Source organism: Winogradskyella sp., from assembly GCF_028282165.1.
In the GTDB taxonomy this organism is placed as follows: domain Bacteria; phylum Bacteroidota; class Bacteroidia; order Flavobacteriales; family Flavobacteriaceae; genus Winogradskyella.
Window position 1 is genome coordinate 52591 of the sequence record NZ_JANQIM010000037.1, and the last position, 24619, is coordinate 77209.

General features: G+C 34.0%; 21 protein-coding genes. 6 read left to right on the forward strand and 15 right to left on the reverse strand.

Going from position 1 to position 24619, the window contains the following annotated elements; all coding sequences use genetic code 11:
- Window positions 1-465 precede the first annotated feature (465 nt).
- Window positions 466-1572 carry an AraC family transcriptional regulator gene (locus Q0972_RS15135; RefSeq protein WP_299367183.1) on the forward strand — a complete coding sequence of 369 codons (1107 nt, stop codon included), beginning with the start codon at window positions 466-468 and terminating at the stop codon, window positions 1570-1572.
- Window positions 1573-1669: 97 nt separating this feature from the next.
- The gene (locus Q0972_RS15140; RefSeq protein WP_299367186.1) at window positions 1670-3190 is read left to right on the forward strand and encodes a serine hydrolase domain-containing protein; all 1521 of its coding nucleotides are present in this window, start codon (window positions 1670-1672) and stop codon (window positions 3188-3190) included.
- A gap of 9 nt (window positions 3191-3199) precedes the next feature.
- On the opposite strand, the gene Q0972_RS15145 is transcribed toward Q0972_RS15140, so the two are convergent.
- From Q0972_RS15145 to Q0972_RS15170, 6 genes are all read right to left on the reverse strand, one after another.
- Window positions 3200-4648, reverse strand: a complete 1449-nt coding sequence (locus tag Q0972_RS15145; RefSeq protein ID WP_299367189.1) for a serine hydrolase — start codon at window positions 4646-4648, stop codon at window positions 3200-3202.
- Window positions 4649-4843: 195 nt separating this feature from the next.
- On the reverse strand, window positions 4844-5806 hold the full coding sequence (locus Q0972_RS15150; RefSeq protein ID WP_299367191.1) for a hypothetical protein: 963 nt from the start codon (window positions 5804-5806) through the stop codon (window positions 4844-4846).
- A gap of 110 nt (window positions 5807-5916) precedes the next feature.
- Entirely contained in the window at window positions 5917-6567 is a 651-nt protein-coding gene (locus tag Q0972_RS15155; RefSeq protein ID WP_299367194.1) for a hypothetical protein, read from the reverse strand.
- A 181-nt stretch (window positions 6568-6748) separates the two neighbouring features.
- Complete coding sequence (locus tag Q0972_RS15160; protein WP_299367197.1) at window positions 6749-8551, reverse strand: AAA family ATPase; 1803 nt, start codon at window positions 8549-8551, stop codon at window positions 6749-6751.
- A 105-nt stretch (window positions 8552-8656) separates the two neighbouring features.
- Window positions 8657-9622, reverse strand: coding sequence for a hypothetical protein (locus tag Q0972_RS15165; RefSeq protein WP_299367201.1), 966 nt, complete (start codon window positions 9620-9622; stop codon window positions 8657-8659).
- 125 nt (window positions 9623-9747) lie between these two features.
- On the reverse strand, window positions 9748-10215 hold the full coding sequence (locus Q0972_RS15170) for a hypothetical protein (RefSeq protein ID WP_299367203.1): 468 nt from the start codon (window positions 10213-10215) through the stop codon (window positions 9748-9750).
- Between the two features lie 446 nt (window positions 10216-10661).
- Here Q0972_RS15170 and fumC point away from each other — a divergent pair, with 446 nt between their 5' ends.
- Together fumC and hutI are read left to right on the forward strand one after the other, a co-directional pair.
- Window positions 10662-12059 carry a class II fumarate hydratase gene (gene fumC, locus Q0972_RS15175; protein ID WP_299367206.1) on the forward strand — a complete coding sequence of 466 codons (1398 nt, stop codon included), beginning with the start codon at window positions 10662-10664 and terminating at the stop codon, window positions 12057-12059.
- A 93-nt stretch (window positions 12060-12152) separates the two neighbouring features.
- Window positions 12153-13421 (forward strand): imidazolonepropionase, encoded by a 1269-nt coding sequence (gene hutI / locus Q0972_RS15180; RefSeq protein WP_299367209.1) that lies wholly within the window; start codon window positions 12153-12155, stop codon window positions 13419-13421.
- A 26-nt stretch (window positions 13422-13447) separates the two neighbouring features.
- On the opposite strand, the gene Q0972_RS15185 is transcribed toward hutI, so the two are convergent.
- Window positions 13448-14335: a chromosome partitioning protein ParA gene (locus tag Q0972_RS15185; RefSeq protein WP_299367212.1), complete on the reverse strand. Its 888-nt coding sequence runs from the start codon at window positions 14333-14335 to the stop codon at window positions 13448-13450.
- 110 nt (window positions 14336-14445) lie between these two features.
- Here Q0972_RS15185 and Q0972_RS15190 point away from each other — a divergent pair, with 110 nt between their 5' ends.
- Entirely contained in the window at window positions 14446-15459 is a 1014-nt protein-coding gene (locus Q0972_RS15190) for a formimidoylglutamase (protein ID WP_299367215.1), read from the forward strand.
- Between the two features lie 74 nt (window positions 15460-15533).
- Window positions 15534-16490 carry a GNAT family N-acetyltransferase gene (locus tag Q0972_RS17930; protein ID WP_367182408.1) on the forward strand — a complete coding sequence of 319 codons (957 nt, stop codon included), beginning with the start codon at window positions 15534-15536 and terminating at the stop codon, window positions 16488-16490.
- Here the strand turns inward: Q0972_RS17930 and Q0972_RS15205 are convergent.
- The 8 genes from Q0972_RS15205 to Q0972_RS15240 all read right to left on the reverse strand — a co-directional run bounded on the left by Q0972_RS15205 (window position 16480) and on the right by Q0972_RS15240 (window position 24619).
- Window positions 16480-18135, reverse strand: a complete 1656-nt coding sequence (locus tag Q0972_RS15205) for a SulP family inorganic anion transporter (protein ID WP_299367218.1) — start codon at window positions 18133-18135, stop codon at window positions 16480-16482. The two genes, Q0972_RS17930 and Q0972_RS15205, sit on opposite strands and share 11 nt — an antisense overlap.
- A gap of 134 nt (window positions 18136-18269) precedes the next feature.
- A complete protein-coding gene (locus Q0972_RS15210; protein ID WP_299367221.1) occupies window positions 18270-18782 on the reverse strand; it encodes a phosphoribosyl-AMP cyclohydrolase in 513 nt (170 codons plus the stop codon).
- A 206-nt stretch (window positions 18783-18988) separates the two neighbouring features.
- A complete protein-coding gene (locus Q0972_RS15215; RefSeq protein ID WP_299367224.1) occupies window positions 18989-19750 on the reverse strand; it encodes a hypothetical protein in 762 nt (253 codons plus the stop codon).
- Window positions 19751-19760: 10 nt separating this feature from the next.
- Window positions 19761-21455, reverse strand: a complete 1695-nt coding sequence (locus Q0972_RS15220) for a hypothetical protein (RefSeq protein ID WP_299367227.1) — start codon at window positions 21453-21455, stop codon at window positions 19761-19763.
- A gap of 114 nt (window positions 21456-21569) precedes the next feature.
- Entirely contained in the window at window positions 21570-22118 is a 549-nt protein-coding gene (locus tag Q0972_RS15225) for a hypothetical protein (RefSeq protein WP_299367230.1), read from the reverse strand.
- A 54-nt stretch (window positions 22119-22172) separates the two neighbouring features.
- Window positions 22173-22529, reverse strand: a complete 357-nt coding sequence (locus Q0972_RS15230; protein WP_299367233.1) for a four helix bundle protein — start codon at window positions 22527-22529, stop codon at window positions 22173-22175.
- Window positions 22530-22742: 213 nt separating this feature from the next.
- Complete coding sequence (locus Q0972_RS15235; RefSeq protein ID WP_299367236.1) at window positions 22743-24038, reverse strand: DUF6638 family protein; 1296 nt, start codon at window positions 24036-24038, stop codon at window positions 22743-22745.
- Window positions 24039-24040: 2 nt separating this feature from the next.
- The gene (locus Q0972_RS15240; protein ID WP_299367238.1) at window positions 24041-24619 is read right to left on the reverse strand and encodes an NUDIX domain-containing protein; all 579 of its coding nucleotides are present in this window, start codon (window positions 24617-24619) and stop codon (window positions 24041-24043) included.

The window sequence follows — 24619 nt, forward strand, 5'->3', positions numbered from 1 at the left end:
TTCAAAGCCACTTTTTACCTTCTGAAAGGAGATATTATCTAATTTTTCAAAAAAAATTAATATCGAGGACTAGTTTCCATAAAAATAGATTTTTACAACTTACAGAAGTTCCGAAATTATAAAGTCCGACATTTTTATTTTTTAGATTCTATAGAACTATATATTCCTCCTATTCCAGGTGTTAGTTTCGTTGCTTTAGTTAGCCTGCTATTTATATAAGACTAAAAAAAACGATTTTGTCGCATTTAATTTTCATCTTTCCATCTAATTACATACCCTAAAGAAAAGATCATCTGCAATGAGAGAATATTTATGGATATCTTCAGTTATATATCGATAAAAAACAATGGTGTTAGATTTTTCTCTTTTGTGTGGTTGAAATTACTTTCAATATATTTGAGATAACTACGTTAGTACGAATCGTAAAAACTCTAATCAAAACTATTGTAAAACCAAAGACTACTAATGGATATTAAGGTCAATTTGTACAATATACTTATTGCATTCGGGATGCTTCAAAGCTTTATATTTGGCTTTTACCTTAGTTTTAGAAGTAAATTAAAAGGCGCTCAATTTTATCTCGGAATTACCGTTATATTTCTATCTTCTTATATATTTTGGGTACTGAAATATGACTTTGGATTTGAAAAGTATTTTCCTCATTTACGGCTTTTCCCTATTTTCTTTATTAGTGGTATTGGCCCGGCTTTTTATATCTATTTAAGATTTCTTTTCAATAAACCCATCTCTGGTTTTAAGATAAGACTGTTTTTTATCCCATTACTAATTCAATTTGTTTACTACATTTCAACCATTGCAATTTATTGGGTTAATCATTGGGACTATAGAACATTTAATACGTTTGAAAGTACATGGGTGTTTAATTCAGCTTCTGTTGAACATTTATACGGACTTAGTTTTTTTGGGATCTTTCTATATAAGAGCTATAGATTAGTATTAAAATCCCATATGCTCTATGCTACAAATAAGATTAAAACCATTCTCATATGCTTTATAATACTTTGGAGTATATGGGTTGTGTATTCCTTTTTTGACACCCTCTATTATGATTTTGCTTTCCCTCCTTCGGGATTTTATCTTTTCTATATTTTATTTACCGCATTGACCTATGCTATCGGTTTTTTTGGATTTAAAATAAATAATGATACGTTTTTGCGTGTTGGGTTTAAAAGTGAAGCTAAAACAGAAGGAAAAACTGCCAATAAAGAGATGACTGACATATTTCAGAATATATTGGAATTAATGGCAACTTCCAAACCCTACCTAGATCCAAGTATCAATCTTACAAGTTTTTCAGAACAACTAAAATTGCATCCAAATAAAGTTTCTGCAGCTATTAACATTATGAGCAAAAGTTCTTTTAGAGATTTTATAAATACATACAGAATAAATGAGTTTATATCTAATAGTAGCACATATGATTTTGAAACAAAAACAATTTTAGGTTTGGCTTATGAAGTAGGCTTTAACTCTAAATCTTCTTTTAATAGAGCGTTTAAAAAATTTACTAATTCATCACCAGTTGAATATTTACAGAAAATAAAAGAGTAAGTAGGTGTCAAAATGTAAAACGCTACTTTGAAATGGCATAAAACAGTTACACTTGCAGCGTGATTATTTTAATAAATTAAAACTTTTGATTTTTATTATGAGAAATACCGCTCTTAATGTAATTGCTTTACTTTTTCTAGTAAGCTGCACATCGTGTAAAGAATACAACAATGCAAGTGGAACAACTTCAAAATTAGATTCCATCTTAAATGTTTTACATCAAAAAGAACAGTTTAATGGAGGGGTATTAATTGCAAAAGGAAATGAAGTGATCTACAAAAACACTTTCGGATATTCAACATTTGAAGATAAAAAAGCGTTAAACCTTAATACCGTATTTCAAACGGCATCTGTTTCAAAAACCTTTACAGCTGTAGCTGTTTTGCAACTGATTGAACAGGGCAGACTACAATTAGATGATAAGTTAGTTGATTTTTTTCCGGAATTGCCTTATCCAGATGTTACTATACGCAATTTGCTTTCCCATACTTCTGGTCTGTATCCATACAACCCTTTATTTGTTAAACATTGGGATCATAATAAAATTGCTGAGAATAAAGACATTCTTACAATCTATCGAGAGCAAAAACCAAAGTCATTTTTTTCTCCTGATGAGGGCTATTCGTATAGTAATATTGGTTATGTCTTCTTAGCCTGCATCGTTGAGAACGTTAGTAAAGTCTCTTTTCAAGACTATCTAAAACAAGAAATCTTCGGTCCGTTAAAAATGGAAAATTCTCAGATCTATACTTTACTAAATAAAAACAGGATCGAAAACTTCGCTAAGGAGCATCTACTTGATCCCATTTCTGGGGCGTATAAAAGTCCACTGGAATTGGATTATCAAAAGGAAGTTTATTATTTGAGTGGTAAGGTAGGAGATGACAAAGTAGCGTCTACATTAGATGATTTGTGGAAATGGAATAGAGCATTGTTTACACATAAGATTTTACCCAAAGGAAAACTAGAAAAAGTATTTGCTTCCAGTATCACCCATATACCTGATTCTTTAAGACACTCACCATTTGACTATGGATTAGGGTTTCAGTTAGAACACCACGAAGATTTTGGTAAAATCATATATCACAATGGTGGTGAACCCGGTCTAAGGGCGAGGTTTTTGTATTACTCCGATCATGATGTTTCCCTAATTATGTACGATAATGCACACTCGCAATATATCAACAAGGTTAGGGACATCATTATTGGAACCTTGTTAGATAAAGAAATAGTGTTCCCAAAAAAATCACTGGCAACAGAATTGTATAAAGTTGCTAGATATGGTAACGACGAAGTACATAAGACTATTGAGAAGTATAAAGATTCACCGTCTTATTATTTAAAAGAAAACGAGATCAACCGTTTGGCAGGAGTCTTTTGGACAGCGGAAGATTATGAAAATGGATTAACTATACTAAGGTTAAATACAGAGCTATTTCCTGAATCAATTAATGCCCAATTTTATCTTGGAGAAGGATACATGGAAAATGGGGATATGGAAAAAGCAAAAAAACATTTTCAGATATCAAAAGATATCATGCTGGCACGCCCTAAAGAAAAACAAAATGCAAACTACTTAAAGTATCTAGATCAACTTCTTAATGCGAAAGAACAGTAATTAAGACGTTTAAAACAGGAAATCTTTTAACATGGCAAACAATTTGTTTGCCTGATCATCAGAATTAGATAATATCACTATTGTGACGTCTATCGTAGGAAAATGGTAGGCAATACTGTTAAATCCCGGTATGCTTCCCGAATGTCCCCAATACGATTGATCTTTATATGTATTGACTTCAAACCCATTGTTATACCCTTTCGTTTCAATAAAACTAAAGTGTCTAACGGTTCTTTGACGCATCATATTGGGAGTTGTTTCCTTAGACATTAAACCACTGGCGACGAACTTTATAAAGTTGAAAAGATCATCAGATACTGTATACATCCCTCCTGCTGGTGAAGACACTGTATTAGAAAAAAAGTCATTGGGAAATGTGGCTTCACTTAGTCTCTTCTGTTGAAACTCTACGGATGCCTTTAAGCTATCTACAACAGGATAAACCCTCGTATATCCAGTGGCTTTTTTACTTGTGCTTTGATACTTATTAACTGCTAAGGTTTTGGACATATCGGCCGGTCTAAAGATATTTTTTTGAAGAACGCTTTGATAGGAATCCCCAGTTACTTGTTCTATGATGAGTCCCAACAAGAGAAATCCAGTGTTACTGTAGAAATAAGCCGTTTCCTCAAGTTTTTTGACTGACAAATCCGCGTAATCCAACAAGTCATGCCAAGATTGTAAATCTGCTTTTGAGCTTAACCAAAATTCACTTGAGAAAAAAGTCTTTAAACCAGAGGTATGATTCAATAAATCGGCTATCGTTATTGTAGGATCTAATGACAGATTTAAATAGTTCACAACCGGATCGGAGAGCTTTAATTTACCCTGTGCTTCCAGTATTCTAATAGCAACACTTGTAAACATTTTTGAGGATGAAGCCATATTAAACTTTGTGGATGCGTCTACAGGGATTTGAAATGATTGATTAGCAATTCCGATGTTTTTTTGAAAAAAAGATTGACGAGAGTCACCGATTGTTACCGACATTGAAAAGCCCTCTATATTCAAACTGTCAAGTACCCGATTTAAATAGTTGACGATTTCCTGCTGCGATTTCCTATTAGGATTTTTAGAGTTCCAAGTGATTTCCGTTTCACTCCAACCTCTTATTTTACCTGATGGAAGCGTATTAATAATCAGTCCCAATGAATTTTTTGGATTATGCAGTAAACCAGCAATCTTCTGCCCATCATTGTATTGGATATCGATTTTGAATGGCTTAGGCAGATTTTCATGTAATTGCATACTCATGTTTAGAACCTTGTCAACAGTCATAAAAGAGATGAAGTCATCAGCAAACTCATCCTTGACAAACTTTTGAATAGTACTTGTTTTACCACTTTTAACAGAAGTGATCCAATCTATAAATAAGGTTTCTAGAGTTTCTTTTTTTGTTTGTGAATGGCTAGTAAGGCAAATGGTTAGACCTATGACAAGCAAGACTATGTTTTTCATTGGATAGCTATAAAATTTGAGTCCTAATAATTGGGATGCTACTATTAAGACTCAACTTTTAGAAAGTGTCTCATTTTTTTTTAGACTATTTATTGTTTGAAGACAGGCTTTTTCTCTTATGGATAGAAATAGTGTTGGGAAGGTTGTGGGTTAAGTTAATTTTAAACGTGTGGAAGCGGTTACTTATAGGCATTATTACCTTGCGTTTTTCTTTCCTGGTGTTATCACAACGATATTCAATTCTGTGTTGTCTATTTTAATATCTTTTGTTTCAAGACCAATTAAATGTCTATCGTCTTTTGGTGGTATGAACAGTATTCCTTTTGTAATTCCACTTGCAGAAAGATAAGTTATCAATTGATTTAATCCACTGTCAATAGCTCTTCTATCTTCAGTTCTCTTGAGTTCAATAATAATACTATCCGTTTTCGATTTGACGATAAAGTCTGGTCTCAACTTTAATCTCTCTCCTGCTTGCAAAAGAGGTTCAACTTGTATATCAAAATCACTGTCAGCTGCTTTGATATATGCTTCTATTTTACCAATCAGTTCGTATTCATTCCTTATATCTCTAATCTCTGGATTATCATGTGAAAATTTCGCAAGTATTCCAGAGAGTTTTAATAAGTTGTCTTTTTTGGAGTAGTTCTTAATCTCACTCTTAATGTCTTTATTTGATTGTTTTAACTTCTTTGATTCAGCCTGAAAAGCCAACTTTTCGATTATTTGATTCAATAACAGATGAATAAAAGCTGAGACACTTATTATTGCTAAAAAGGATTCGCTATGACTGAAAAAAAGTTTATGGTCGTGCGTTGATGGGTTTCTCCACTTTTGTCGATAGTTGGTAAATTGTTCTAAGACACGTTCTTTAAAAATTTCATTATCGGTTAAGTATTTTTCGATTTTGAATGGTGTCAATTCACTTGTATCAGTCTTTCCTGTTAGATAGACGTATGCTTCTTTGAGCATTCCTTCAAATCCTTGATTTGTTCGATATATAACATCAGTAAAATACGCTTCATCCTGGTGTTCTATTCCTTTTTCAAGAAGAAATTCAGCACGTTCAATATGTGTTAATACTGAGTTAAGACCAACCAGTTCCTTTCCATTAGAAATCTGCTTAATTTGTTCTTTAACTAATTTCAGTATATCCATATTCTTTATGTGTTCTTAATGCAAGGTAAAGGTTCAGGCTATGATTTCGTTGTGACACGAGTTCAGCGAACTGGCGTTAGCAATTATAGCCATCGTTGGGCATAGTAATTTTACTCTGGTTTGAAATCTTTAAACTCTTGGTTAACTTTTCTTTCTTTTAAAGATAATTCTGTCGATAGATTGGTTAATAATTCATTGTATGCTTCTCGAATATTCATTCTTGAATTCAAATCATTACTCATATTTTTGACAAATGCATCATCCCATGACTTAGACCAGCTAACTTTTCCGATATAAAATTTTTTATGTGTCCAAAACTCTGATTTTATTTTTGCATCTGCTCCCATACCGTTATAAGTTTCAAAAGCATTTCTCATGAAGTTCTCATAAGACTCAAAAAATTTCTTGTTAAATAATGGTTCATTGGAATACATAATCTCATCACATAGTCTTTTATTCATAATTATTTTTTCCGGACTAAGTTCTTTCCATTTCCCAACATAGTAGATATAACTAAATATTTCATTAATTGGGATTTTTATTTTTTTGTAAATTTCAAATCTATGTTCGTATATTCTCTTATTATTCTCCATAATAGATTTGTTTTGACGGATAATGTTTTCCTGATATTGCTGTGATTTTTTTAGATCATTATTTATAATATACGTTAATATAAAAAGACTAATAGGTACGAATAAGCTCACTATTAATTTTGCGATTTCCAGACTATTCCAAACTTTTTTATCACTTTTTCCATTCATTTTTTCTTAATTTTTATTATGCTCAACGATCTCGTACATAAGTAGTTATAGACTTCTACTCACAAACCTTTAGTCTCGATAGCTATCGGGATCGGGATTGCACTGACATTTTAATTTATGTTTATACTATCGTTTTAGCACTTAAACTGCTATTATTAATACGCATTGTTAGGGATAGTAGTTATTCTGTAATATAAGTTCCAAAAATTTCTGTCATTTTGTTTCTCCAATTTTCTGGAATATCTTCCCAACTTTCTCCCCATTTTTGAGTTTGTTCAAAGGCTTTGAAAGGCTTTTCATAGGTTGCTTCATATCCGATTTCATCCTCCACATTTTCATACATTTCAACTATCCTTCCATTAGTTCCAACCGCATCTTTAATTGGTTGATTAAATTTTACAGCACCCTCAATTCCATTATCTCTGTCGTGAACGACTATTGGTTTTATTCCCATAGATGTGAGATATTTTACCAAACCAATAATCGCTGCTTTTCCTCTTGCTTTAAGGACTTCAAAATTTGATATAATTCTCAAATATTTTTCTTTAGGTAATCTTACTAACGATTCTCTAATAAGAATATCTTCTGTATCACCCTCAATTATGATTATATTGTTTGTATAAAATGCTCTCGATATATAATCATCAATTTTTAATATCATTTTTACATATGATTTATCATCCTCTTGTAGTTCTAAAAAGGCATCGGATACTGAAAATGTGCTACATCTAACAGACTTTTTATTTCTTATCAGTCGATTTAATACTTGTTTTGGTTTTCTTGAAATATCAATCAAATATGGTGAATGGGTTGATGCAACAATTTGAGAATTTGAACTACTCAATTCGTAAATTGTATCTCTCATTTGATTAGCTGCACTTGGATGTAAATAAATTTCTGGTTCTTCAAAGCTAATTATTAAAGAACGATTATGTTCATCTTCTTTATCTGAAAGCCATTTTTGTCTAAATCGTAACATACCAAAAACAGCAGCTCTAACCATTCCTGTTCCTTGATTTTCTACTGAAGTTTTTATATTGCTAGACATTTCAATATTAAAACTTGGTTTTAGTGCTTTATTTGGATCACTTAAATCAGTGGTAGCGTGTAATTGAGACTCTGGAAAAATTCTAGTCAAGACTAAATTTAATTCCGTCATCATTTTCCCAAACTCCGATGTAACATCCTCAGGGTCTAATTCTTTAGAAAGCTTCTCTAAATACTCTTGAGCATTTTTAAAATTATCAGAATTTTCCCTTACTATTTGAAAAAGTTCGTTCAAGGTTTTACCTAAAACACCTGATGTTCCACCTTGGATTTCGTTTATTGAAGTATCAACAGGTATCAATAAAAATCTTGGTAGCATTTTAAGAACATTTCCAGGAATACCACCAGGATTTTGAAACCAAGTATCTTCTTCTATAATATCCCAAATTTCATCAAGTTGCTCAAGTTTTTCTAGCGCTGCTTTACTTTTTCCAATATTTTTATCTAGTTCTGGAAAGTAATCAGAAATGATTTCTTCTTGAATTCCTTTGTTTATATAATCTTGTGGTTTTTTACAATCTTTAAAATCAGCTTTTATATTACGTATTTTAGATTTAAACTCTATTACCACATCTTTTCCTAATTCATACGTTTTTCTATAAGTAACTGAAAGTCCAGTTTCCGTATCACTATCATACTCAAAAATACGTCCTTTAAACCCTCTCCAAGTCTTTGACTCCTCAGGTAAGTTTCTAAACTCGCCTTCAAGAACTACTTTAGTGGTCTGTGGTTTAGTTTCTCCAGTTTCTTCGTCAACAACCGAATAGTAATCTGAACTTGGTAGTGTTTTTGTTGCGGAAAGTAAAACACCGATAGCTTTCAGTATTGAGCTTTTTCCAGAATTATTTTGTCCAATTAAAAATGTGGCGTCTTCAAGATAAATTTCAATATCCTCAAGTCGCTTAAATCCATTTATTTTTAATCTATGTAGTTTCATACTTATTGTCTCTAACGGTGAAGTATAACTATCAGTTTTCGGTTTAGTACTGACTTTAGTAATTCCGAGTGGGTTCGGACGTAGACGAATGCACCGTAACTGCAGTTATACATTGTTGTGCGTAGTTTTTTTATCCAAATAATATACAATTCCTTGTCTTGGAAGAATTCCGCCTTCAGCTTCATAAATGCTTCTATCATCATCTTTTACTTTTAGTTCTAAGCTTGGAGAAAGCATGCTAAAAATTTCAAAATTGTATTCAGGTGGATAGGTTGCGATAATCTTCAAATTAATTACAGGAAGCCAAGTAAAAAACTCATCTTGTAGTCTTTTAGAATGTTCTATTTTGTAAATAATAGTGTAGTCCACATAGTTGTTTGGCGGGATTTCCAAGTCATAATGAATTTTATGCATTTTATCATCAATTTTTTCAATTTCGACACCTTTATTTTCCTCAGGCTTGTTATTTTTTTCATAATAAACAGTCTGTTTACCTTTGATTGAACAAATCACTTTTTCAATTGATGTGTCACTTGGATTGTGATTTGCTATTACTGCGGAAATAGGATTCTTTATAATTTGGTTTGTATTATTGTAAGACTTCATAATTGAAGTTAATCTACAAGTAATATTTTCATTATCGTCAACACTAAAGTCTAAAATCCATTCAGCATCTTTTCTAATAATTTCCGCATTAATTATTTCGTCTTTTACTGTTTGAAACAACTCTTTTGGAATTATTTTTTGGAATAAAGCATTATGTATGTCTTTGTAGAGATTATCTTTTAATGATTCCAATTCTGCTTTTTTGGACTTAAGTTGTTCTTCTTTTAATTTTGAAGATATGAATGTTGATATAAAAATTGCGAATGCTAATGAAAAAGATAGATAAACGCCTATATCATAGAACCTCTTCAAAATAGGTTTGTCAATTATCAACGAATTCTCTTTAATTCCATCAGAATTCAAATAAGATATTTCTTTGTAAACGAGACTTTGGTTGGAAGATAAAACTTCCAAAAAGATTCCTGTTATTATTAAGACTATGATTATTAAGACTATTCTTTTCATTTCGTTTGTCAAATTACGCACAACGGTCTTGGCTATGAGTAGTTGTGTAGGTGATCACGTAATTTCGCAAGTAGCACCCAAGTTGTAGCAATTACTTATAGCCATTGTTGGTCTTTCGTTATTTATTAACTAGCGCATCCAGCAGAACAAGAGTTTTCACTACAAGAAGATGGAATACAAGTTTTACATCCACAAGTCCCGCAACTACTAGTCCAGCTACTTCCATCAGGTTTTGTTCCTGAACAGGAAGTTTTACAACAAGCTTTTGCAGAAGCATCTTCTCCTTTGACGCCAACTTTCATAGTAGACATTTTAACTTCAATGATTTCAGTTCCAATTTTTAAAGGAATTCTGAATCTAGGTTGGTCAATGAATAATTGTTTAGACTTCTCTTCAGTAGTCCACTCGTAGATTTCTCCCGCAATATCATCTTTTTTTATCAAGTAATAATGTTTCTTGTCCGTTTCGGCTGGATATAATCTAAAATAGTCTTCGTTTGAATCTGACGAGATAAAACCATCTACTTTAAAGATGTCTAATTCATTGTCCATTTCTCTAAATGACTTTGTTTCAAGAATTTCATTAATTTCCATTTTGGTTGATTTTAAAGATTAATATTCATGATTTTGTAGTTTATAATGAACGTCAACTCGTAAATATATCTGTATTTTGATGCCAGATTTACAACCCAGATATAAGTTCAAAACCCTTATATCTACAAAGGAATTTACAAATAGTGGTTATGCATTTTACTAAATACACTAACTCAACTTATACATATTACAAGTTGTAGCTAAGTTAGCTTCTTGAAATACCAAAGTCAATACGTAGAACTACGTATTTTTACATGTACTAACCCTAGATCCCGTTTTTTGAGCGGGATACGCCTACCTGTCAGCATAGACAGGTTTAACTTACTATGTTAATTGCGTTGACATGCAACTTTTTTAAAATAGGGTTTCACTCATTATTATGACATTCTTCAGCTTTTAAACGTTCTAAATCTGTAATTTTGTAGTTCCTTAAAAACATACACATCATGTCATACAGAATAGAAAAAGATACTATGGGCGAGGTGAAAGTCCCTGCCGATAAACTTTGGGGCGCACAAACCGAGCGTTCGCGTAATAATTTTAAAATCGGAGCACCAGCTTCCATGCCTTTAGAGGTGGTTTACGGCTTTGCCTACCTTAAAAAAGCAGCCGCTTATACCAATTGCGATTTAGGCGTTTTAGATAAAGACAAACGCGATCTCATCGCCCAAGTCTGTGATGAAATTTTGGAGGGTCAGCACGACAATCAATTCCCCTTGGTGATTTGGCAAACCGGTTCTGGGACGCAAAGCAATATGAACGTCAATGAAGTCATTGCCAATAGAGCGCATCAAATGGCTGGTAAGGTGATTGGTGAAGGTGATAAAACGATTCAGCCAAATGATGATGTCAACAAATCCCAATCATCTAACGACACCTTTCCTACTGGGATGCATATCGCCGCCTACAAAAAAGTGGTAGAAACGACCATTCCAGGTGTGATACAATTAAGAAATACATTGCATAAAAAATCTTTGGAATTTAAGGATTGTGTAAAGATAGGGCGTACGCACCTTATGGATGCTACACCTTTAACCTTAGGTCAGGAGTTTTCGGGTTATGTATCACAATTAGATCACGGTCTTAAAGCCTTGGAAAATACCTTGTCGCATTTAAGCGAACTGGCTCTAGGTGGCACGGCTGTGGGTACAGGACTCAACACGCCTGCTGGTTACGATGTTTTGGTCGCCAAATACATTGCCGATTTTACGGGCTTGCCTTTTGTGACTGCAGAAAACAAATTCGAAGCCTTAGCCGCCCATGATGCGATAGTAGAAACCCATGGTGCTTTAAAACAATTAGCTGTATCCTTAAACAAAATAGCCAATGACATTAGAATGATGGCCTCTGGACCGCGTTCTGGTATTGGTGAAATTATTATTCCTGCCAACGAGCCAGGAAGCTCCATTATGCCAGGAAAAGTGAATCCGACCCAATGTGAAGCCTTGACTATGGTTTGCGCCCAAGTGATGGGTAACGATGTTGCCATCAGTATTGGTGGTACCCAAGGGCACTATGAGCTTAATGTCTTTAAACCCGTAATGGCCGCTAATATTCTGCAATCCGCCCAACTGCTTGGTGATGCTTGTGTAAGCTTTGAGGAAAACTGTGCAATAGGTATTGAACCTAACCATGCGGTGATTAAGCAATTACTTAATAACTCATTGATGTTAGTTACCGCATTAAATACTAAAATCGGCTATTATAAAGCCGCTGAAATCGCCAATACAGCCCATAAAAATGGTACGACTTTAAAAGAAGAAGCCATTAATTTGGGTTATGTGACGGCAGAGGAATATGACGAATGGGTAAAACCAGAGGATATGGTAGGCAGTCTAAAATAATCATATCATCATGAAGATTAAAAACGTTGCGCTTCCGAGGGTAACGTTTTTTTTATTGAAAAAAAATCGACAACTTTACAAAAAGCCATCCCTATGTCTATACTCATCACAAATATTAAGCAACTCCTTCAGGTACATGATCATAATGTCTTAATCCTTAAGGGTAAAGAGATGAAGACCCTTTCTATACTTGAAAATGCGTATCTGTATATAGAGCACGATACCATTATAGAATATGGTGATATGAAGTATTGTGAAGGTATTGAAGCTGAAACTATTGTGGATGCTACTGGTAAAATTGTACTGCCTTCATGGTGCGATTCGCATACACATATCGTTTATGCTGGAAATAGAACTTCGGAGTTTGTCGATCGGATTAATGGCTTGAGTTATGCCGAAATTGCGGAACGTGGTGGTGGTATTTTGAATTCTGCTAAAGTGCTTCAAGAGACCTCAGAAGATGATTTATATGAGCAATCCATAAATCGACTCGAAGAACTCATTAAAATGGGAACAGGCTCCTTTGAGATTAAAACCGGTTATGGCCTTACCGTCGATGCCGAACTTAAAATGCTTCGTGTCATTAAGCGCATTAAACAGGAAAGCTTGGCAAAAATCACACCTACCCTTTTGGCTGCCCATGCTATTCCTGAAGATTTTCGTGATAAAAAAAGTGAGTATATCAAACTTATTACTGAAGAACTCATCCCTAAAGCTGCTAAACTGAATATCGCCCATCATATCGATGTGTTTTGCGAAGATGGCTATTTTGATCTAGATGATACGGAAGCCATTTTAAAAGCTGGCCAAAAGCATAAATTCATACCAAAAATTCATGTGAATCAATTCAATATTCTCGGTGGTGTTGCTTTGGGTGTAAAATACAAGGCTTTATCTGTAGATCATTTAGAAGAATTGAATACTGATGACGTAAAAGCCCTAAAAGGAAGCGATACTATGCCAGTAGCTTTACCAGGTTGCTCTTTCTTTTTGGGTATTCCATACACACCTGTGAGGCAACTTATCGACGCTGGCTTACCGGTTGCCATTGCAACGGATTATAATCCCGGTTCGGCACCAAGTGGCAATATGAATTTTGTGGTAAGTGCTGCTTGTGTAAAGTTAAAAATGACTCCAGAAGAAGCCATTAATGCAGCGACGATTAATGGTGCATATGCTATGGGCATAAGCAATATGTACGGTAGTATTACGAGAGGAAAAAAGGCAAACGTCATCATTACAAAACCATTGAATCACTACAGCGAAATTCCTTATGCTTTTGCACATAATCCTGTAGAACAAGTAGTAATCAATGGTCAACTTAAGGATATAAAAAATCCGGAAGAAAACTTCCGGATTTAGCTATCAATCAGTCAAACGAATATTTCTTATTTCAGAATAAACTCTGAAGAAGAAATCAATTCTTTGTCATTAAATACGCTTATTTGGTATCGCCCTTTTTCAAATTTAGAATCATTAGATTGTGAAATATATTCACATATGTTAAGGTTTCTATTCTCATAATTGAATCGGCTTATTAAACTGTAGTTCAACACCTGATCTTCAAATTGAATTTGATTATTTGTACCTAAAACATTATTATTAGGGTCAATTACCTGTACATATAACTCTTTATCACCTGCTTCTGTCAGTGTATTTTTAGCCACGGTGAAACAGATCTTAATCTTATCACTTCTACGTGCACGTTCTGTTGGTATTTGCTTACCACTGCTTCTCTCAATGACTCCCATACCTACTAGCCCAACAGTTTGTAATGCAGATGCATCCTCAACTACATTCGCCAATTCTGTATTCTGTACCAATAAGGAATCTGTAAAAACCGTACGTTCTGCCAACTGAACTTGAGTGCTGTCTAAAGATGTTGCCAAATATTGGTTTTCCACTTTTAAACGATCATTCTCTTCTAATAATTCGTCCATTTCTTCCTGTAAGGCCAAGAATTTTTTCTTGTATCTAAACAGACTATTGACACTATTTTGGGATATCTTCAAAGAATCCATTAAACCTTGTATACGGTCTCTAGCAGCAATTAAATCCTGATCTTTAACTTCGCTATCTGCAATAGCTTGGTCATATTGTTTTGCCATATTGTTGAGATCATTCATCACTTGTTGTTTTTCAGAAATGAGCTCCTTTTCTTGTTCTTTACTATCAGAGTACAATTTTGACGCATAAAACGCAGTTCCTAAAAACAGTATTAAAAGTATACCTAATCCTACTTTAAGTCCTATGCTAGATTTTTGTGAACTTTCCATAAATTTTAGTGTTTAAGTTATTGTTTGTTGTCGTTTTTAAATTAAACTAAAATGCTTTAATTATTTAAATAAAGCTGTATTTTTATTTTAAATCTTTATCAAATATCCAAATGCAAAATCTCGTATTATTTACTTCAAAAGATCGCGATACACTTTTAAAGACTCGTAAAGGAGAATCAAAATTTGGAGAACATGTTCGATTATTATCTAATCTCACTAACATATACGACGACATTAACAATTTAGATGTTGACTACGTCATTTTTGGTATTACGGAAGATATCGGAGTTTATGCAAATTACGGAAAAACAGGGACTTACAAAGCATGGGGAGCTACAATAAAAGTTTTGTTAAATATCCAAAGTACCCACTTTACTAAGGCTAAACGTGTCCTGGTTTTAGGGCATTTGGATTATGGTACGGATCGGGAAATCGTCAATCAGGAATCCAATAAAAAGTCAATATCAAAAGCCCGAGAACTGGTAGAAACTATTGATAAAGATGTGGCTTACCTTGTATCGTCAATTGTTAAGGCAGGTAAAACTCCAATTATCATTGGAGGAGGGCACAATAATGCCTACGGCAATATCAAAGGATTGGCTCTTGCAAAAAATGACAAGGTGAATGCTATTAATTTTGATGCCCATACAGACTTTAGACCAGAAGAAGGTAGACATAGTGGTAATGGTTTTAGTTATGCCTTTGCTGAAGGCTTTTTAAAAAACTATTTTGTTTTTGGATTGCATGAAAATTATACATCCGACACCTTGTATAAAACCATAAAGAAGATAAAAAACATAAAGTACAATACTTACGAAGCTCTTGAAGTTAGAAATGAGTTAGGTTTTAATTCTGAAATGGAAAAAGCTATTGGGCATATCTCAGGAAAGTATTTTGGAGTAGAAATAGATTGCGATGCCATAGAAAACATCCCAAGTAGCGCAGAAACACCGAGCGGCTTTAGCACAAAACAAGCCAGACAGTTTGTACATTTTTTCGGAAAACATGAAAGAGCGGCTTATTTACATATTTGTGAAGCAGCACCAAGAAAAAAATCGCAACAAAAAGTCGGTAAACTCATCACCTATTTAATCACTGATTTTATTAGGACAAATTGCAAATAAATTATAGATTATTTTTGTGATGTTTTAAATAACTGCTACATTTACATAAGTACTTATATAAATATTTATTTAATATGGATGCATTAAGAGGTTACGGAGCGCTGGGTCTAGGCTCGAGATTAAAAAGAGTAAGTGAATATATGATGCGCGAAACACAACTTGTATATAACGCTTATAATATAGACTTTGACCCTTACCTATTCCCTGTTTTTAAGACCATTAGTCATTATAACGGCATTACAAACACAGAACTCGTGGAGCAGCTAAAATTCACCCAGCCAGCTATTACTCAATTTGTAAATAAGCTCAACAAAAAAGGATATATAAAACAACGCAACGATAAAACAGATAAGCGTAAGAAAATCATTCTTTTAACCAAAAAGGGAGAGAATTTATTGATTAATATAAAACCTATCTGGAATGCTATAGAAAAAACGGTAGATGAAACAGTTAATCATAAATCAGATTCCTTAATAGATCAAATAAATCTACTGGAAGATAGTTTTAAAACAATCGACTTTAATACGATGATACTAAATAATATAGAGGCCAGTATTGCCGGTCAAATTACAATAAATGATTATAAAACCGAATACAAACAAGCCTTTTACGATCTCAATATTGAATGGCTAAAAACTTTCTTTTATGTGGAACCCTTTGATGAAGACGTTCTTAGCAAGCCCGAAATGTATATCATAAATAAAGGTGGTTTTATATTCTTCGCGTTAAAGAATGAACACGTTGTAGGCACCGTTGCCCTTATGCCAACCGAAGAACAAGGTGTCTTAGAACTTACTAAAATGGCTGTATTACCTCACCAGCGCGGTCAGAAAATTGGTCAACAACTATTACAGCATTGCATAGATTTTGCAAAGGTCAAAGAATTAAAAGCACTAATGCTCTACTCTAATACAAAACTGGAAAATGCCATCTATCTATACCGAAAGTATGGATTTAAGGAATTGGAGTTAGAAAAGAATAGACCTTATAAACGCTCTAATATAAAGATGCGATTAGAACTTAAAGCTTAAATTTTACCTTTAGATAATCGAATGCACCTTTGATATTCTCGAAGATGTGTTCCTCTGAAATCAAATCGGGTACAATATCTATAGAGATCAACTTATCTTTGGGCTGTTCTTGTAGGGCGGTAAGCAATACTTTAACTCCCTTCTTTTCCAAGTCCATAACTGCATTCTCCAAGGCGTATAAACCCGATTGATCTATATACGGTACACGATCCATCCGAATAATCAAGGCTTTTACCTCTTCTGGTATATTCTTTATTTCATTCTGAAAATGAGAGGTAAATCCAAAAAATAGTGGCCCATATAAATGTTTAATATATACTTTATCCTTGTAATTATTATAGAATTCAACTTCATCTTGCCATGGTTTTTCACCATCAAAACCAGCTAAAGTTCCGACTTCCATACCTTTTTCTCCAATATCACTTGCTTGCTTCATAAATAAAAGACAAGCTAATAATAGACCCATTCCAACGGCTTGTATTAAACTGCCAAATGTTGTTACTAGAAGAACCAGGATTAGGACAAACGCATCGGCTCTAGGTACTGCCAACAAATGCTTTAATCCCTTGGTATCCACAATCTTAAACCCTATTGGGATTAACAAGCCCGCAAGTACAGACAGAGGAATATAACCTGCTAATTTGCCTAAACCAAGGAGCACGGCCAAAAGCACCAAACCATGTATAGTTCCAGAAACACGGGTTCTACCACCTGAGTTAATATTAACTACAGTTCCCTTGGTTGCACCAGCACCAGGAATACCACCAAAAATTGCTGCTATTGAGTTTCCGATACCTTGACCAATCAACTCTCTATTACTGTTATGCTTAGTTTTGGTCATATTGTCAGCAATGACTGAAGTTAGCAAAGAATCAATAGAGCCTAAAATTGCCAGTACGGTAGCATATTCGCCTATAAGCATATAAGCACTTGCATCTATTGAAAAAATACCATCGATCTGCAAAGAAGGTAATCCTGATGGAATATCACCAATGATAGGTACATCCCACTTAAGAAAAAAGCCAACAACAGAAGCGACGATTAAAGCTACTAACGCACTTGGTATGACTTTGGTGATGTAAGGAAATACATAGTAAATCACAACTGTTAAAGCTCCCAATGAGAGTGCCTGCCAATTAAAATCCGAAAACAAACGTGGTAAATCCTGAATAACCAACCAAGTGGATTTTGCGGAATCGAGCCCCACAAAAGGGAATAACTGAAGTATTACGATAATTAGTCCAACCCCACTCATAAAGCCAGAGACTACGGGATAAGGAAAATATTTTACATAACTGGCGATGTTTAGAAACCCAAATATAATTTGAAAGATACCTCCAAGCAAAAATGTAAGAATAATGATAGGCATGGCTGCTTCTAAGCTTCCTGTAAGCTCAATTGCTGCAGCTACGAGCGCAGCCGAAACCACGGTCATTGGTCCTGTTGGTCCACTGGCTTGTGTCGCCGTGCCACCAAATATGGCCGCAAAAATTCCAACAGCTATGGCGCCATAAAGACCTGCAATAGCACCAAGTCCGGATTGTACACCAAAAGCCAAAGCTAATGGCAAGGCTACAACACCTGCGACTAAACCACCTGTTAAGTCTCCCTTAAAATATTTAAAATCGTAATATTTTGAAATCATAAGTACGGATTAGTTAGTGAAATATAAAAGTAAAACCTTTCAGGTAAAAATAGAACTTTAATAAACTTAGCAGATTGTATAATGTTCTAACCTGAAAGGTCAATTATAATTATTAGGAACAATTAACTATCATTCTAGTTATTTGGGTTATATGGCAAAGAAGATTTGTGAACTACGATTCGTAATTTACCTTCTCTATCTTTTACATATCCCAAGGTATATTCTACTTTAACTTCATCACCATCCGTTGTTGTAAAGAAATAGTTTCCCATAGCAACAGCCATGTTTGTTCCGCCATTAATGATACCGATATTTTTCCAACGTACTTTTGTCCAAGGTTTTATTGCAAATCCGCCATCTTCTGGATACGTTTCATTTCCACCAACAAAATAAGACAAGGCAGCATCGAAGGTACCTCTAAATTGATCTTCTGAAGCTAATGTGGGCTTAAATAGCACCATACCCAAATCATAAGCATAATGATTTTGAATGTGGTCAGATGCCGCTTTTTCGTAATCACCACCATCGGTGAATACTTTTCCAATATGCACAATACCTTCACCCCAAGCTTTCTGTGCCGCTACAACCTCGGCTTCTGTAATGGGATCTGTAGAATAAACTGTCAATGTGTTTTCTTCTTGTTTCATTTTTTAGTTCTTACGTTAAATTGTTAATGTATAATGATTTTTTGTTTAAGAATTTCTGTTAAAATATTAGACAATAAAAATAAACGTTAAACAAATTTTACAAAAATAGCGATAGGAAATATTAACGTAAATTTATGATTTTAAAAGCCTAAGGCCTAGGACGTTTAAAGTAGCATTAATAGAATTGATTAGAAAAGAATAAAATATTAATCACCATCACCTTTAGGGTAACGATTATTAAAATCAATTTGTAAAGCTTCTTTAAGTGTTGAAGTAAACTGTCTTAACACATAATGTTCCAATACACATTCGTTATAATAGTCTTCGAGTTGTTTGTGGTGAATATTTAGTCTTGGTATATGAATCCTATTTATTACAACTTCATGTTGTTTATAAATGCCTAAGATTTTTTTGTGTGAAACAATATTTATCCATTTATAATCTTTAGCATAATCCTTAATAAGCTCAATAATGAATCGCTTTTCTGGTCTGTTGTATTCGGCACCCGTTTTTAGATACCAATCATTAATAAAACGTATGTAATGATGTAAACTAACAGATCTCCCATAATCTACATTAGCTTTAGAAACTAATTTTAAAACCAAACTAGAAAACTTGTCCGTTCCTTTAGTCTGATTATTCAAAACATGAAAAAAGAAACCTTTATGCTTTTTTTTAAAAAGCCCGTTTATGTAAATTTTTTCATCTTCAAATTTTGCAAGTTGTAAACTTTTGGTTGTTAATAGGTTAAATAAAGTTAACCTAAAAGTCCATAATACTAGTTGTTCCCAATCCTTTTTTTCAGTTAATGAAACAAAATTGAATTCAAAATTATGATCACGGTAGATAGCATATAGACCAACGTCATCGCAGAAATAATTATCAAAACTTATTTCAATAATGTCTTCGCTTAGCCTTTTACGTTTGTAGAAATAAAAATTAAAAAGCTTAAACCTTGATATAACCAATTTGTCATTTTTAATTCCCGATAGCTTTTAAAGAATCGATCTGACGTTGCAATGCCTCAATCTGTTTGGTGTTATCATCCACTTTAGGAATGGCCATTAAAGAGTCTATGGCTTGCTCAATAATATCCTCATCTTTCGGTATTTCTTGATAGTAATAGCCAATACCTTCCTCAGATCGCCAAGCTTCATTTAGTTGATTATAAACGGTTTCATCCCAAGTACTTGGATGTTTTACATCAATCCAAACCACATCGCGATATTCACTATCTATCAATACCAAATCTGGTGTAGCAGAACCGTCGAACTGTTGGGCGTTTTGGGCACTTATAGAAGAAATGGTTCCCAAGAAAAACATGCGCTTTCTACCAGCAATATCTTTAATATAAGGCCTAAATTCTACTGGTGTACTTGCATTCCAATCGTATTCCTTACGCGATTCCTTAACCTTTAATGGCATGGCAGACACACCGGCATAACCCTGTTTTTTTGTTGCATGATCGTAATAATATAACCTATCGGTTCCATCTGCAGGAACAAAAACACTATAACTTAAGCTTGTACGTTCATCGCCAACAGGTTCTAAACCAAACCAATGGTACAATCCGCTGTAAGCATCCGAATTACTTCCGGCAAAATCAAAATCGGTGACATAAGGTTGTTGATTCTGATCTTTTGGCATAAGAGGAATCTTAACGGCTGTTTCCATATTCCAAGGTAATGGATCACTAAAACCGCCTAAGAACTTCAAGGATTCTGCTTGTAATTGCGATACTTTCTCCGATAGTGTATTTTGCTTCGTTAAGAAGTTATAGTTTTTGATATCATCTGGACTCACAAAAGTACCCTTGCCTATGGTAATACGCTCTAGATAATCATTAAAATCGTGGTCGCCATTGTCTACAATCATAACGCCACCAAATGTTGGATAAGGGAAGAAAAAGCCTTTCCATTTGATTAAACTCACTACCTGTACCCAAGCGCCTTCGTCATTCTTCATATAAAAGGTATCGCTCGGCTCATAATTAAATAACATCCAAGGATTGAATCGCTGCACTACAGCATTATATGTATTTCTACTAAACATCAGTGATTCGCCTATTGAAAAAATGACCTCAATACGGTTTTCATTTGAAAACCTTGGAAATGGCGTTGTACTGCTCACGGAAAACACCTCTTCCGTATTGTCACTAAATCGTTGCATCACATATTTTTCACTTGGCTGAATGGCCATTGTCCATTTATTCTCTGTCCCGATTCTTACTAAATGTGGTAAAGACACATCTTTTGTCTCACCCACACTCTCGTTAGCCATAGAGAAAATATTGCGTAAGGGTTGAATGCGCTCGTTTTGCGTTAAAGGCAATTCATCTATTTCTACTCTATTAAGGTGATTAAAAACATTATAGGTTTTCATGTAGTCATAGAGTCCTTGATTCCAACCCAAAAAATATAGTAGCCCAAAAAATATAATTAGTAATCCTAAAATGCTTAAACGTCCACCTGTACTAGCTGTTTTTCTGAATTTTCTAAGGCCTAGTATTAAAACCAATAGACTTACAAGAATTATGAATATATACTTTCTTAGAAATAGTAAAACGGGTTGATAGTCATCCCTGAAAAAGAAGAGTGCGAGCACGAGCAAAACTCCAACAATTACGACAATTCGCTTTTGTTTTGCGCCTTTATTCCAATAGTTTTTTATCATGGTTATTTGTCATTGCGAATCCCAAAGTTTTGGGATGTGGCAATCTTTTGATTTATAGTTAAATTTGCAATTTAAAAAGATTACTTTGTCATTTCATTCATCGTAATGACATTTTTACATCAAACCTTTATCCTTCAAACGGTCACGTGCACTTTTCTTTTCCACTTCTGGTTCGGTTTCTGGTTGCATATCCTCTTTGGGTTCTTCAACAATCTTATCGGTATCTGGTTTTAAATCTTCAATTAAGTCTTTACCTTTTTCCACAGCATCAGTCACCAAATCGCCTAGGGAATCACTTTTCTCTTCAATAACTTTAGATGATTTTATTACAAAACTTGCCAAGTAAGTTCCAATTATAGTTCCTGTGGCAAAGGTTGCTAAACCAGATAAACCATAGAAGTTTGTAAATACTTTAATTGGCGTTAAGAATTGGAGAATTAGTCCAATAATTAGAAGCGAAATAACTACAAATAGTAATCTTGGTATAAATGGCTGCTTATAGATAAATCCTTTAGGGTTATCGTCACTCATCTGGAGTTCTTTACTATTCATTATTTTATTGATAAATCGATAAGCGCCGTTTCCATTAGATTCTCGCCAATATATAAAAATCCCTACTAGAATAGCAGAAACAAAAATTATGATGTCAATTCCTAATCCCATTTTTAAAAAGTTAGAAGGTAGAAGAACGAAGCCTGAAGTTCGTTATTACCTTTATTAATGTTTTATCTTATTTCTGAATGCTATAGTCATATTCATTGAATCAAAACAGTCCTTATAATAGTTCTCAAATGTTTTTGTTTTCAAATAATTTCTTCTATTTGCTTTATGCAAACATGTTACTACTTCCGCAATAGATCGAATCGAATATCCCAAAAACTTTCTATATTCTGGTCCTGATTGCAAAATAGATCCTTCAGAAATATTTAATGCTATAGAATCTGAAGCTCTTCGTAATTGAGAAGATAAATTAAAGTTTTCCTTATCAGGAAACAAATCAGCAAGCTCATTCATATCATCTCCCAAATCCATTGCTTTTTGCCAAATTAACAAATCTTCAAACCTAAACTTCATAATATTAGTATAGAAAAATCAATTTTTGTTACTATAGACATCTTCCAACTTCAAACTTCAAACTACAAACTCCAAACTTCTCACTTCTCACTTCCGACTCCAAATACCCAAAACCAAAAACCCAAATGCCAAACTCAAAAGATTGCTTCGTCCCAAACGTCCTTGCAATGACACGCGCATTATTATTTTGTACTCCAAACTCCTAACTTCTAACTATATGTTACTACTAATCGTTTCTATCACCCAATCCTTAAATGAATCATTCCATGTCTCATAACTCTTGTAAAACTGTTCTTTATCGTACCAATACAAAAACAAAACATCCTTGGGCGAAATGTTAACTAACAGTTTATGTATTAAATCACGATGCTTCGTTGACAGTGATGAATGTGGCTGATGCAAAGCAAAATATATGGCTTGATCTACCATATCCTCAATTTTATAGGCATTACTGCGCTCAAGCCTCTCAAGGTAAAGCTCAGCTCCCATTATTTGTTTTCGGGATTTGATATCTATTTTGTTGAGATAACTCCTAAACAAGGACTTGCTATCAAGGATTTCTTTTATCGGATGCTCTGCATCTTTAAGCAATTGGTATAGTTCAAATTTTTTAATGCGATCGTAATTGGGTGTTGTTACCATATACTCCAAATCACATTCGATAATGATATGGCTCTTTAATTTATCGACCAGTTCTGGTTGGTTTATGTGGTATATCAGAACATCATGAATGGTATCTTTAATGGCTTCTTTATAGACCTTATCACTTTCAAAAACCAAAATGGGCTTAATGAAGTCCCTCAATAAGTAAACACCACCAAAGGCCCTCGTATAAAAGGAATCAGTAGAAAAATGCAACGGACCGAGGTTTAAATCCCTATTGCGCAAATCGCCATAAGTCTTTGCAGAATCCAACAACTCTTTATGTATTTGTTCATCAATAAAATTATTTTCTGTTTTAAACTTATCGACGAGTTTTAGTTGTTCTTTTTGCTTTTCTTCGAGATTATCTATTAGTCTAAAAGTAATACTTACATCTTCATATTTTAAAACATCCAAGGGCTCATAAAACACGTCAATATCCTGGTCAAAATCAATACAAATAGCAGAATCTCTCGTAATATCATTTATTTTGCTTCCGTGTGTTCTGAAGATATGTAGCATCATTTCCCTATCGAAGGAATGAAACGGTAAATAAACGGGTTTTCCTTTTTGCAATGGTGAGATAATGATGCCATGTGGATTAGCATCACCATGATTTAAATAATGAACATCATTTTTTTCTTCTGCAACCTCAGGACTCCAACCCACACCATCAATAGAAAAAGATTTGAGCTTTGTTGCTTTAAATCCTAGAGTTTTCAAGCACTTATTGTAACGCTCCACCAACTTTCCGCTTACGGGAATAAGTTCACTTCTATATAGATTTGCTTGTTTTAATTTGTCCATTTTATTGCCGCGAAAGCGGTAATCTTTATCTTGAGATTCCTGCTTTCGCAGGAATGACATACTTAAACTAATTGATGTATCTGAGCATATTGAATCAGCATAATCGTTTTTGCATCGATGATTTCTTCATTTTCTATCATTTCTATTGCTTTTTGAAATGGCAGTTCCAATAGTTCTATTTCTTCATGCTCACTTTCTAAACCACCACCATCATTTGTTTTCATCTGGTCATTATATTCTGCAACAAACAAATACATCTTTTCAGTCAACGCACCTGGCGAGGTGTAAGCTGTTAACACTTGCTTGGCTTCTTCAATCTTATAGCCTACTTCTTCCTCAGTTTCCCTTATAATGGTTTGAAGGGGCGAATCGTTGCCGTCGATAGCACCAGCACAGACTTCAATGGACATACTATCCTTGGGGTTGTTCTCATAAATTGGCATTCGGAATTGTTTAGTTAAAACAACGGTGCCTTTATTCTTGTTATATAATAAAATAGCAGCGCCATTGCCGCGATTATAGGTTTCACGTTTTAGGCGTTTCCATTCACCATTTTTAAATTGAAAATCGTACTCAATACGATCCAACTTCGCCCAATCGTGGGAGAGGTTGATGTGTTCTATGTTTTTTATATTTTTCAT

Coding starts and splice junctions, on each gene's coding strand:
- Q0972_RS15165 (WP_299367201.1), bottom strand. CDS start 9,622: ATGAAAAGAATAGTCTTAATAATCATAGTCTTAATAATAACAGGAATC.
- Q0972_RS15150 (WP_299367191.1), bottom strand. CDS start 5,806: ATGGATATACTGAAATTAGTTAAAGAACAAATTAAGCAGATTTCTAAT.
- Q0972_RS15135 (WP_299367183.1), top strand. CDS start 466: ATGGATATTAAGGTCAATTTGTACAATATACTTATTGCATTCGGGATG.
- Q0972_RS15240 (WP_299367238.1), bottom strand. CDS start 24,619: ATGAAAAATATAAAAAACATAGAACACATCAACCTCTCCCACGATTGG.
- Q0972_RS15220 (WP_299367227.1), bottom strand. CDS start 21,455: ATGATAAAAAACTATTGGAATAAAGGCGCAAAACAAAAGCGAATTGTC.
- fumC (WP_299367206.1), top strand. CDS start 10,662: ATGTCATACAGAATAGAAAAAGATACTATGGGCGAGGTGAAAGTCCCT.
- Q0972_RS15145 (WP_299367189.1), bottom strand. CDS start 4,648: ATGAAAAACATAGTCTTGCTTGTCATAGGTCTAACCATTTGCCTTACT.
- Q0972_RS15185 (WP_299367212.1), bottom strand. CDS start 14,335: ATGGAAAGTTCACAAAAATCTAGCATAGGACTTAAAGTAGGATTAGGT.
- Q0972_RS15225 (WP_299367230.1), bottom strand. CDS start 22,118: ATGGGATTAGGAATTGACATCATAATTTTTGTTTCTGCTATTCTAGTA.
- Q0972_RS15235 (WP_299367236.1), bottom strand. CDS start 24,038: ATGTCATTCCTGCGAAAGCAGGAATCTCAAGATAAAGATTACCGCTTT.
- Q0972_RS15155 (WP_299367194.1), bottom strand. CDS start 6,567: ATGAATGGAAAAAGTGATAAAAAAGTTTGGAATAGTCTGGAAATCGCA.
- Q0972_RS15210 (WP_299367221.1), bottom strand. CDS start 18,782: ATGAAACAAGAAGAAAACACATTGACAGTTTATTCTACAGATCCCATT.
- Q0972_RS15140 (WP_299367186.1), top strand. CDS start 1,670: ATGAGAAATACCGCTCTTAATGTAATTGCTTTACTTTTTCTAGTAAGC.
- Q0972_RS15230 (WP_299367233.1), bottom strand. CDS start 22,529: ATGAAGTTTAGGTTTGAAGATTTGTTAATTTGGCAAAAAGCAATGGAT.
- Q0972_RS15160 (WP_299367197.1), bottom strand. CDS start 8,551: ATGAAACTACATAGATTAAAAATAAATGGATTTAAGCGACTTGAGGAT.
- hutI (WP_299367209.1), top strand. CDS start 12,153: ATGTCTATACTCATCACAAATATTAAGCAACTCCTTCAGGTACATGAT.
- Q0972_RS15190 (WP_299367215.1), top strand. CDS start 14,446: ATGCAAAATCTCGTATTATTTACTTCAAAAGATCGCGATACACTTTTA.
- Q0972_RS15205 (WP_299367218.1), bottom strand. CDS start 18,135: ATGATTTCAAAATATTACGATTTTAAATATTTTAAGGGAGACTTAACA.
- Q0972_RS15170 (WP_299367203.1), bottom strand. CDS start 10,215: ATGGAAATTAATGAAATTCTTGAAACAAAGTCATTTAGAGAAATGGAC.
- Q0972_RS17930 (WP_367182408.1), top strand. CDS start 15,534: ATGGATGCATTAAGAGGTTACGGAGCGCTGGGTCTAGGCTCGAGATTA.